The sequence below is a fragment of the Mojavia sp. genome, from assembly GCF_059505145.1.
The window spans coordinates 1-11,000 of sequence record NZ_JCACKA010000152.1 but is presented as its reverse complement, the minus strand read 5'-3'; the positions used below and the strand labels follow the sequence as shown (position 1 = coordinate 11,000).

The following is an 11,000-nucleotide window of genomic DNA, read 5'->3' as shown; positions in this document are numbered from 1 at the left end:
ATGTTAGCGTAAGATGCTCGCTAACTACTCTCCCACACCTTTTTTCGTTCACCCGGACAGAATTCTTTAGCGAGTGCTGAGATTTGTGAACTAAATCACAAACAAATAAACAAGAGAGTTTACCTTTGAAATAGCGACTTGAGTCGTCAGTAAATGTTTGAATACAAGATGTTACAGCAAGAACTTCAAAGGAGATTTATTCACCCCATCAATTAAAAGTTCTCGCTCACGAAATGGAGCGTTGGAAAACGTGGAAAGCCATAAACAAAAAATCCTGGTGGTAGACGACGAAGCAAGCATTCGCCGGATTTTGGAGACGCGCCTTTCAATGATTGGTTACGATGTGGTCACCTCTTGTGATGGTGAAGAAGCATTAGTAGTGTTTCGTTCTTCTTCGCCTGACTTAATAGTTTTGGATGTGATGATGCCAAAACTGGATGGCTACGGTGTGTGCCAAGAATTACGTAAAGTATCGGATGTGCCAATTATCATGCTTACAGCCTTGGCAGATGTAGCAGACCGAATCACGGGGCTGGAATTAGGTGCTGATGATTATATATCGAAACCTTTCTCTCCCAAGGAACTAGAGGCGCGAATACGCTGTATATTGCGGCGACGGGCAAGCTCTTCAACTGCTGCGGGTATTTCTAGTTCAGGAGTAATTGAAGTAGACAATCTCAAAATTTACACAAACAGGCGACAAATCTACAAAGGTGATGAGCGGATACGATTAACAGGTGTAGAGTATAGCTTGCTAGAGTTACTGGTGAGTCACTCTGGGAAATTTTTTACCCGTGATGAAATTTTGCAGCAAGTATGGGGTTATACTAAGGAACAACACGTAGATACTCGTGTGGTCGATGTTCATATCTCACGTTTGCGCTCGAAACTGGAAGATGATCCCGACAATCCAGAATATATCCTGACAGCTAGAGGAAGTGGCTATCTTTTTCAAAGGATTATAGAACCAGAGCATTAGCGATGAAACAAATATTTATCGCATTGGTTTGAATTGGTTGAGCAATGCAAGATAAATATCATGCAATAGCAATTTATGCTGCTGTATGAAATCATAAACTGCCATCAGCAGCACGAAAAATGCGTAAAGTAAATCGATAGAACGATTGAGGTAACTCTCGTCAGTTTGATGGATGTCCGAAAATGTTTAAACGAGTGAGATTGTTAGTTTGAAAGCTTTAATTGAAAAGTTGTAGAGCATGTATGACACAAATGCCAATCGTTCGCCAGATACTATCAGAGCCGGATGCCGGATTGTTACCATATCTGAGTCAGCAACTGCAAACGCATAGGTTTTCTCACTTTAAAGCCCAGTTTGGTTTTCATGTAGACGAGTATTGTACTCAAGTTATCTCGAATGATGATTTAGTAGAAATACAAACAACACTTTTATTGACTCTCAACTTCTCGATTGTTGTAGATAGTCAAACGCCTTCGGATGAAGTGACGCTACACGCTCTTGAGTTTCAAGAATTGCTTGATGCACAAATTATCCTTTGGAGCCAAGAAAACTCACAATTGCTCGAACCAATTTCCGAAATCAAAGGCACACTCAGCCAGTTGTCAGAAATACCGTACCACGGTGGCTATCTTCCAGGTTTTGAAATTAGAAGCCAGTTCAGGCTAACTTACAGTGCTGGCGCTGTACAACCCCTTCAGGCAGATGATCAACGCTCCAAAGCGTTGTATAGTCCAGGCTCACGCACTCCCGTTAGCGGACAGTACGAACTAATCAATCCTGATGGAGAAAGTACAGGGCTAGAGGTAACATCAACCGAAGGACATCCGTTTCCACCAACGCGGGAAACGGATCAATCATATAAATTAGTTGATGCCACAAAGCATAAAGCGTAATAACGGGACTTAGCTTTTGAGTTAAGTCCGAACGAAGTTGCGGTTTTTGGGAAATCGCACCATAACCGCGCTCGCCGCCGTGACCAAAGACGCTTCAGTGCATTACCTCCTGAAAAACTCATCAATACAACTAAAATTACATTGTGGTCAATCTGGGGCAAGCTTAAAGGTTGAGAGCTAGATCTAAGCTGATGAGGCAGTACGTTGTTTTATTGCTGCAACATCTTCAAGAGAATCTCAGGGCTGTCCATTTTATCCATCACCACCTCAATGAAAGCAAGTTGGTCATGGTTTTGTTCGGCTTTTTGCAATGCTGTCTCTAACTGGGATTCGGTACTAACTTTCATTCCCCAGCCATTGCCTGCGAAAACTTCAACCAATTGATGATAATTCCAAGGTTGAATGTCGTTATAGGGCATTCGTTCACCATGAATATCACGCTCTATAGTATATCCATCATTGTTGATTAGAAAAATAATAGGTTTGAGATGGTAACGTAAGATGGTTGAAAGTTCTTGTGCAGTCATTTGGAAAGACCCATCACCAACCAGTAGGATAGAACGACGTTGGCTATTGGCGATCGCACAACCAAGTAATGCGCCAACAGAATAACCAATTGAACCCCAAAGTACTTGCCCAATAAAGGTAGCTCCTTTTGGTAAAGGAACGATGGCAGCACCGAACAAACAAGTTCCAGTCTCGGCAACGATAATGTCATCTTCTTGGAGAAAATGAGCAAATCGATGCCAAAAACGCCGTTGTGTAATTGGTGCTGAAGAGTCGGCAGCGAAAGGAGTTGTAAAACCAGCATTTAAATTTGCTGTTGCTGAGAAGAAGTTAAGCGTTTGAGCATCGCGGTGTTGCAAACGTTGGCACAAACCAGAAAGCACATCTGCCATAGCTACATTGTTGTATAAAGCACTTTTAACTTTGACATACTGCCCATGCACTTCAATAGTTCGCTCAGGATCAAGTTTGGCAGAAAACTTGCCTGTGTTAAAATCAGTCATCAAAACACCGATACTCAAAACACAATCTGACTGTTCAATACGTTTTTTGACATACTCCTCACTGGCAGCACCATTATATATGCCGATGAATTGGGGGTGCGTTTCTTCCAGCAGCCCTTTTCCCATGTTCATTGTGGCATAAGGGTATCCAGTAGCTGTGAGCAGTTCTCGCAATTGTTCATGCAAATGATAACGAGCCACCCCAATATCAGCAAGAATCACGGGTTGAGTGGCTTTTTCTAGCATCGCTACACAAACATCAATTGTTTGGGCTAGAGCAGCGCGATCGCTCTCAAATACAGGAGGTATGAAGGAATCAGACGGGACAGCCACTTCATGTTTAGCAACATCCATAGGTATGGAAATGTAAACAGGTAACTTCTTGAGAAGACAGATACCTAAAACTCTATCAATTTCGGTTGTTGCATTTTCTGTAGTTAAATATGCTTGAGTCACCGTTACTTTTTCATACATTCGGGCAAACATTGAGAAATCACCAGTACCAAGCGTATGATGAACGAGTGAGCCGGATGATTGAATTTTAGTAGCAACAGAGCCAGTAATGGCTACAACAGGAACGTGTTCAGCGTAAGCACCAGCAACACCATTAATAGCACTGAGTTCACCAACACCAAATGTAGTTACTAATGCCCCAACACCATTAATCCGACCATAGCCATCGGCAGCATAGGATGCGTTGAGTTCGTTGCAAGTGGAAATTAACTCAATGCCATCGTGGTTAACAATAGCGTCGAGGAACTCCATATTGTAGTCTCCAGCGACACCGAAGATATGCTTGATGCCAATCTGCGCCAGACGATGTAGTAAATAGCTGCCAACAGTAAAAGTTGCCATGATCTGAGCCTGGATTTACCTTTTTAGGGTAGAAAATATTTAGCCGAAATGCGTATCTCTTGAGTAGGAATAAAAGCTAATAGTATCTGAGGGGAAAGCAGATTAATTTAGTCCTCTTTTATTACTCTTGCGAGGAAATAATCTAAAATCGTTCCAATATAAGATATTTTAAAAAATATTGATTTTCGCCAATATATTCAAAGGAAATGCTCAAATTTATGCTGGATCTCCAGGTTTAAAACTAAAATTTATTTTTGATAAAATGATTAAAGATGGTTAGCTCGAGCGCTTGTTACCTATAACTAGTAGCTAAACGAATTAGTAAATTTACAGAATTAATTTCACCATTTAGGCATTGTTGTTTTTATACATGACAATGGCGAAGATTGGGGTTTAGGCTTTTTTGTAATTCTTATCATTAGCTAGATTTTTCCTCATATATTCCACAGGCTTTCCACAGGTGTTTTCTCTGTTTTCCACAGTTGCTCTACAAGTTAACGCTGCTTTTGTTGGCTAATTGGGGATTTTACTAGACAGTGCTAATCAGTCTTAGGTACTGAGTTTTTATGAAGTAGCGTAACTAAAATGTAGCTCTAACCCTGATGATGTCGTAAATATTTATTCTTTCTATAGTTAGCTTTAACAGTTCGCAATATTGACAAATCTGCCCTGTTTGAGCGCACAATGATTCGATAGCCTTTCGTAATCTGTCCAATCAGTGACATCAGTTGTATAAAAATACTCAGGTATTATTCCCAATTGGCAGACGAAAGATGGTGTAAGACAGCCCAAAGCTTCTTCACCACAATTTCTTCATCCTTATTAACTTACTCCGGGAGCAGCTCTGGGTTTATGAACGCAACAGTTAAGATTCTGGCAGGCTTACCTGACACACTCCATGATTCCCTAAACAACTACCTAGAAAAGCATCCTGATTGGGATGAAAAACGAATGTTGACCGCAGCAATCTCACTTTTCCTACTGCAAAATACAAATGGCAACGCGGCAGTTGCCCAAGTTTATTTAGAAACTTTGTTTGATCGCGGCTAAATCAAATAAGGGTGCGCTCAATCACCAGAACAGACATCACAAATCATATTTGTGTTTGTGTTTGTGTTTGTGAACTGAGCGCTTCACCCAAAAACTCCTACAAGACCACTTCGCTTTAATAAACTCAAGCGCGATCAGTATTAGCGGACAATAGCTTTTTTCTATTTAGGGAGATGATTCAATCAGCAAATTCAATCATTTAACAAACTCATCAATGCTTGAAATTCTGGGTCAATTGATTTTGATAGCTGCTGTTTTAACTCCAAAAGCTGATTTTCTAATGCTTCAGCTACATAAGGCATACTATTGGACTTTGCTAATTTGATTTGATTAGACTTAATTCTGAGACTTCTAAGCGTTTGATCGACAGCATCAATTGAATCACAATCTTGAAAAACCATCTTTTTATATCTATGGAAATTTCTGGTTAAAGTTAATTTAGTGCTGGTTTATTAACGGTGTAATTAAAAATTTCAAGTAAGGATTCAGGTCTAATATTGCGGAAGTAAAGAAGGGCGAGATTGAGAATTAATAGAGGCAGCCAGTAGAGATTGTGCAAAAAAATCAATTACAGACCTAGCTTGACGACGACAAGTCTGCACCACCGTCAACAAATTAGCAGTGTGTTGAAACCGCTCCATCGAACGGGAACCACCACTAACTTTACGTTTTGTCACAGCCAAACGGAGTGAGCGTTCGGCTTGATTGTTATCAGGAGGAACTTCAGGGTTGTCAAGAAAATACCACCATTGGGAAGCTTTATCGCGCAAAGAACGTAAAAGGTTTCCTGCTGTAGCTCCCGCCTTGTCAATCCACTGAGTAAGGGTTTGTTGCAATTTAAATTTGAATTGAGTAACCCAATCGTTGTAACTGCTGGAGTCAAGAGTTTCAAACCATTGAGCATAATTGCTAAAGGCTTCATCAATTAAATTAACAAAGGCTTCACCAATAGCTTGGTTGTGAAGACCTGGAAGCTGAATTAATTTTTTGAAGTGACGTCGTAGATGCGCTAAACATTTCTGCTGGGCTACAGCTTGATAGCCATTGTAAACGCTAAAATCGTCGCTGCTGAGTACCCCTGTATATTTAGCCCCTAAAATTGCTTCTAGTTCGGCTCTGGAACGAGTATCAGCCGCAGTAAACAGGCAGAATTCAAAATTGGCAACTACCCACAACCATTCTTTGATACCTTTAACTGACCAAGGCGTTTCATCCACATGAACATTCGGTTGTGTCTGTTTTACCCAACTACTTAACTCAATAATGCTCGGTTCAATTGCTTGAGTTATTCGTTCATTGGTTGCTACTATTGTTCCTAAGCCAATTTCAACTTGCCCTAATTCCCACAACATTTCTTGCTGTTTTTCATAAGGCATGTGTGCATAATTGTTTACCCATCCTAAAAACGCCTGTAATCTAACTCCTAAATCTTGCCCTGGAACGATATCTGGCGACCATGAGGCTGTTTGTATATTTCCACAGCATTCACACATACAGGTATGGCGTTGATACTCCACTATTTCAATGGGACGTTCCACTAATTGCGCTACAGACTGTTTTTCTACCTTCACTGCCACTGTTGCAAATGCTTTTTGACCACAAAAGACACAATCAGTCGGTCGTAAAATTTCATAACGATCTACTCTGCCAAAACCCTTACGGGTTTTTCCAGTATGTCCTGGCTGCCCACCTGGTTTTCTTTTGGGCTGGTTCGGTTCTTCTTCCAAGGGTGCTTTTTTGTTTTCACTCTTTTTGAGAATGTCCCCAGATGGTGGTTTCGATGAAGTCTTGCTGTCCAAATCTCTGCTGACTTTTAACCGTTCTACTTCAAGGTGTAGTTCGTAGATTATTTTCTGTAACTCACGTATCACCTTGTTCTGCTCAATAATCATCTCTACCAGTTGTTCTTTCGATAACTGGTTCAAGCTTTCTCGGTCTAATTCTTGAGGCAGGTTCTGGTTCATATCTGTGATACTCCCCCTCAACTGTTCCCTTTGTCAATACTCTGCCACCTGAATCCTTACCAAAATATGTTTAACTGCGGGGCTGAAGAAGAATACGATAATCTAGTTTATTTTGAGTATGGTGTATTAAGACGAAGATCAGGTGAAAATTTATGAATCATCAACAGCAAAATCATAATTCTGAGGTGAACGAGCCAGTAACAACTCAAGAAGCTATAGATCTACTTTTTGGTGAAGGATGGCTTGATGAAGCTGTTCGTATCGAAGATGAAGCAAATTGCACTATTGGTGCTGGTTTGGATTGGGGTAATGCACTACCATCTTTAATGCTTAACCTTCCTTTATTTGGTCGCTTATCAACGTTGCGTGTATCACTTAACCGTGAAATCAGGCAAATAATTGAAACATGGGATTTAGGTGTAGGTACAACTTCTGCAATAGAGACTGCGAGGAAACGCATTAAAGAGCGATTGCTATCTCCTGCGCCTGAGCTATTACCTTACTTAGAAGCCACACTGCTACAAGATGATTTATACGGTGAAGAGTTTATATCTAACCGCGAAGCTCTCAAATCGCTACTTACAGTAATTCTTACTGATTTTGATAGAGCAGAAATTGCAGAGACGGCAGCTAATTCAATACGCGCACAAGTTATGTCACAGGTGAATTTTTCCGCAAAAATTTCTGCTTAAATGCTCAATATAAAAACAACGATATTGCATCAAATAGTGCGCGAACCTTTTGAGCTAGAATTTTTTTTACCAGGAATTTACCGCTATTTCTTCAACAGCCTTTTAAAAGTTAATTTAAACCAAAAAACTTACTTGAAACAAACAAGTAGCCTTATTTTTTACCTTTGCAATCCTGCTGTTTGTTTTTTGGTTTCTAAAACCTCATCTAGTTTAGAATTCGCACTCTCGAAATCCTGCAAGATTTCTGGAGTGACTCTATTAATCTCCACTCCTCCAGATTGCACACTTAAAATTACATCGCCGTTTTTGTGTGCAACTGCCAAATCTTTGCGCTCAGGATGGAAGGAGACATCGTAAATCTTCCCCTGGACACGAGTAGTACCATCCGGCTCTGGTTGCCCCCAAACTGAAATGATTTTCTGAGAAATTTGGGCGAGTCTGTTAACTGTATCTTTCTCCATTGCTTCGATTGCTTGGGGTGATAATTGCCCTGTTGCCTTGAAAGACTTAGCGATTTGGGCGAGCCGTTGCTTGTAGGCTTCTGGTTTTCCCAATTTATCTGCTGTACGCCACCAGGCGCGTAAGTTTTCAATAGTTATCGGTTGATTCTCTTGGGTAGGTGCGGCTTTTAGTTCATTTGTACTGATTTGTGGTTGTGATGGCGTAGACTGTGGAGTTCGGGATAATGCCACTGTATTAGCCACAGCCGGACATGATGGCGTACTAACGACTGGCTGTGGCGGTTTGAGATACTTTGGACGCTCAGGTAGCGATTGCGCGGAGCGCAGTGCCAAAGGCAATCGCACTTTCTCCTGGTACTCAGTTGGAGATTCAATCACCTGACCAAACTTAAGAGTCATCAAACCAAATACTGGTTCAGGGATGGATGAGTTAGCCAAGTTAAAAACCGCTAGCCCCTTCTTAGTTTCTAGCGGCACATCTTCCCTTGGCACTTGGGCAATCGCAATGTTTTTGTCGGTAAGCCACTTGGTGACTGCTTCAACTTTGTGATTATCTACAACCAGTTGAGTTAGCCCCAACATTCTATCTTCTGGAGTAGCGAACAATATGGTGGGTCGCTCTTTGATTTTTTGAAGAATTGGCGCGGTTTTTTCTATCGCTTCTTGTTGCTCTTGATTGACTATCTGTTGACCGAAAGCCTGAGTTTCCTTCGTCCAATTTTGGGGATACTCAACTGTATTGGGGTCAATCTTGACCATCATTGTTGTTGAGATATTACTTTGCAATGTGGCTGCTACTGGGGTTAGTCTCCCAAAATTCAGAATTCCCAATTGTTTGAGAGTTTCTTTATCCTTTTTAAAATGTAATACCCCTAGCGGTTCCCCATCGAAAAACACTGCATCTCTTGTTTTTAATGGTGGCACTTCTAAAGTGACTTTTCTATATTCATTGTCGCTAAAAATTTTACCTTGATAATCATAAGAGTTAATCTTATCAATCTTAAGTAAATTTCCATTGAGCGACTCAGCAATTAAAAACGCATAATTTTGGCTGTCGGAAATAGTTGTTAGTTTTAAGTTGAGGGGATTGCCATCTTTGATATAATTAAATGCTTCAAGCTGTTTAACAGAATCAGCATCTAATTCTCCCAACACTTGCTCATTTAACTTCATTTTTACTGTTTCATTTGGTACTGGTACTGTCCCAATTTCCAACATCACCTCTTGAGAGTGGAAAACCTTGTCAGCATGAGCAAATTTCTTGATTTCTCTGATAGTAAACTCTCTTGGATCATTATCATTACCAGGAATAGAAATTGTGGCAGAGGCTGTGTAAGTTTCCCCTGGTAACACATTAGCTTGCGCCTTTGTACCGATGGGTAATTGCCCGGTTCTTGGCTCCAGTGGTGCAAATTCTTTGTATTCACCATCCCCATCTTGCACAAATACCAATCTCAAAGCGTGGCGTTCATGGCCCTTTGGGTGGTGCGATGCTCTAATTTCAATTGGGTATTTCTCATCCTGATTCCAAGTTTTATCCTTAAAACTGTTTGCCTCATTACCCAGAGTCCCGACTCTTAGTTCGGTAAATTGCAGATGATTTAGCCGGGAGATGATTTCATCACTGAACGCCGCGAACACAAGGTTTGGGGTCTTTTTTTGAATAAGGGATTGATTTTGAGATTCCCTATCTTCCAATTCATCCTGTCTCGCCGCCCCTACACTCCACGCCGCTGCCGCTGCTGATAATCGCTCATGTTCTGGTATACCCGCTCGAAATGCTTGGGCAAACTGATAAGCTTGCTGGAACATTAACTTAGTCTGCCCTCGGCTTAGTTCGGGTTTGAATTCAACAAGTGAGGCTTTGCTTGCCTGAGTCCCTGGCTTGAGTCCATATTCTGACACCGATTGAGGACTCACTGTACCCAACTTACGGTATTGCGGCTGGCCATCATCCCCAATTTCATTATTTATTTGGGCGAGTGCCACTAGTTTTGAGGAACGCTTGTCCGTTTCTAGTTTCAGATTAATGGTCTGTGCTTTCCAGATTAAGGGATGATCGTAGCGAGTCAGGTTTGTGATTTCCAATTTTGACCCTTGCTGCGTTTGGATGATGGCACTAGGGCCTCGTTCACTCTCCCTCCGCCTTTCCATTGCGACTGCGGCATTGAACAAACGGTCGAACTCATACTTGGCAGCGATTGCGCTAAATCTCTGCTGCGGGGTGAATTCAACACCGTTGAATAAATCGTGGAACTGAACTATGGGGCGTGATTCTAGTTGTGAAGAGTGAAAATATTTGTTGGTTTGATTAATAATTAGTTCTACTGGTGAGTAACCGCTTGTTGTAATGCCACTATTTAAATAAGCTGTGGAGGATTTTTTATCTTTAATATAATTAACATCTCGGTACAAATAGCGATTATTTTCTCTAATTAAACCCATATCTGGCTTTTTAGAACTTTTAAATAAATCTACCCCTATTTGGTTTTGATAACAACCCTCCTCAATCATTTTCCTATACAAGGAGCGATTTCTCTCCATCGCCTGCTCAATAATTCCGGGGGTTCTAGTAGCGTTAGCTAAAGCTACAAATTCTTGTATATATGGCTTGTATTCTTCTCTAATTAGTGATGGGCTAATCAAGTAATTCTCAGCTTCTAATAATTTTTGATAATGATGTGATACTTTGTTTAGATATTCAGATTTTTGCTCAGGGGTTCCGTAACTTTTTAGAATTTCAATTTCAGATTCTAATGCCTCCAATGCGGTTACTTGATTGTTAATGACTCCCACACTGATACTATCGCTCATGTGAATGGCGATTTCTTCAAATGGTGGTTGCTTACCATCTATATAAAATGATTGTTTCTTTTCTTTGACAGTAGGAGCGTAAGCATTTTCTCTCTGGTTCCTATACTCAGCTTCTGCTGTAAAGTTAGGATACTTACTTGCGAGTGCTACACCAATACAGTCGCCGTCAAAATCTCGCCCCTGGCGTTGAGATTCGGTTTCGAGGGGTGCTACTTCGCCCTGTTGAAGTGGGAGCATCCAGTTTTGGAAGATTTACCATTTCTGAGAAAATGTAGAAGGAAA

At 41.0% G+C, this 11,000-nt stretch carries 8 protein-coding genes; 4 read left to right on the top strand and 4 right to left on the bottom strand.

Annotated features, from left to right (window positions below; genetic code table 11):
• The first annotated feature begins 250 nt into the window (after window positions 1-250).
• Together rpaB and AC5JL8_RS38235 are read left to right on the top strand one after the other, a co-directional pair.
• On the top strand, window positions 251-979 hold the full coding sequence (gene rpaB, locus AC5JL8_RS38240) for a response regulator transcription factor RpaB (RefSeq protein ID WP_495884889.1): 729 nt from the start codon (window positions 251-253) through the stop codon (window positions 977-979).
• A 242-nt stretch (window positions 980-1,221) separates the two neighbouring features.
• Entirely contained in the window at window positions 1,222-1,872 is a 651-nt protein-coding gene (locus AC5JL8_RS38235; RefSeq protein ID WP_495884888.1) for a hypothetical protein, read from the top strand.
• Between the two features lie 209 nt (window positions 1,873-2,081).
• On the opposite strand, the gene AC5JL8_RS38230 is transcribed toward AC5JL8_RS38235, so the two are convergent.
• Entirely contained in the window at window positions 2,082-3,737 is a 1,656-nt protein-coding gene (locus tag AC5JL8_RS38230) for an alpha-keto acid decarboxylase family protein (RefSeq protein ID WP_495884887.1), read from the bottom strand.
• A gap of 852 nt (window positions 3,738-4,589) precedes the next feature.
• Here AC5JL8_RS38230 and AC5JL8_RS38225 point away from each other — a divergent pair.
• The gene (locus AC5JL8_RS38225) at window positions 4,590-4,787 is read left to right on the top strand and encodes a DUF2811 domain-containing protein (protein ID WP_495879101.1); all 198 of its coding nucleotides are present in this window, start codon (window positions 4,590-4,592) and stop codon (window positions 4,785-4,787) included.
• 191 nt (window positions 4,788-4,978) lie between these two features.
• Here AC5JL8_RS38225 and AC5JL8_RS38220 read toward each other — a convergent pair whose 3' ends face one another.
• A complete protein-coding gene (locus AC5JL8_RS38220; RefSeq protein WP_495884886.1) occupies window positions 4,979-5,188 on the bottom strand; it encodes a hypothetical protein in 210 nt (69 codons plus the stop codon).
• 90 nt (window positions 5,189-5,278) lie between these two features.
• Window positions 5,279-6,751, bottom strand: a complete 1,473-nt coding sequence (gene tnpC / locus AC5JL8_RS38215; protein WP_495884885.1) for an IS66 family transposase — start codon at window positions 6,749-6,751, stop codon at window positions 5,279-5,281.
• A 152-nt stretch (window positions 6,752-6,903) separates the two neighbouring features.
• On the opposite strand from tnpC, the gene AC5JL8_RS38210 reads away from it, so the two are divergent.
• The gene (locus tag AC5JL8_RS38210; protein WP_495884884.1) at window positions 6,904-7,443 is read left to right on the top strand and encodes a hypothetical protein; all 540 of its coding nucleotides are present in this window, start codon (window positions 6,904-6,906) and stop codon (window positions 7,441-7,443) included.
• Between the two features lie 158 nt (window positions 7,444-7,601).
• Here the strand turns inward: AC5JL8_RS38210 and AC5JL8_RS38205 are convergent, their stop codons facing one another.
• Window positions 7,602-10,955 carry a hypothetical protein gene (locus AC5JL8_RS38205; RefSeq protein ID WP_495884883.1) on the bottom strand — a complete coding sequence of 1,118 codons (3,354 nt, stop codon included), beginning with the start codon at window positions 10,953-10,955 and terminating at the stop codon, window positions 7,602-7,604.
• Window positions 10,956-11,000 lie beyond the last annotated feature (45 nt).

Excerpts from the sequence above, each read along its gene's own strand:
- AC5JL8_RS38225 (WP_495879101.1), top strand. The coding sequence starts at position 4,590 with ATGAACGCAACAGTTAAGATTCTGGCAGGCTTACCTGACACACTCCAT.
- AC5JL8_RS38230 (WP_495884887.1), bottom strand. The coding sequence starts at position 3,737 with ATGGCAACTTTTACTGTTGGCAGCTATTTACTACATCGTCTGGCGCAG.
- AC5JL8_RS38205 (WP_495884883.1), bottom strand. The coding sequence starts at position 10,955 with ATGCTCCCACTTCAACAGGGCGAAGTAGCACCCCTCGAAACCGAATCT.
- AC5JL8_RS38220 (WP_495884886.1), bottom strand. The coding sequence starts at position 5,188 with ATGGTTTTTCAAGATTGTGATTCAATTGATGCTGTCGATCAAACGCTT.
- AC5JL8_RS38210 (WP_495884884.1), top strand. The coding sequence starts at position 6,904 with ATGAATCATCAACAGCAAAATCATAATTCTGAGGTGAACGAGCCAGTA.
- tnpC (WP_495884885.1), bottom strand. The coding sequence starts at position 6,751 with ATGAACCAGAACCTGCCTCAAGAATTAGACCGAGAAAGCTTGAACCAG.
- AC5JL8_RS38235 (WP_495884888.1), top strand. The coding sequence starts at position 1,222 with ATGACACAAATGCCAATCGTTCGCCAGATACTATCAGAGCCGGATGCC.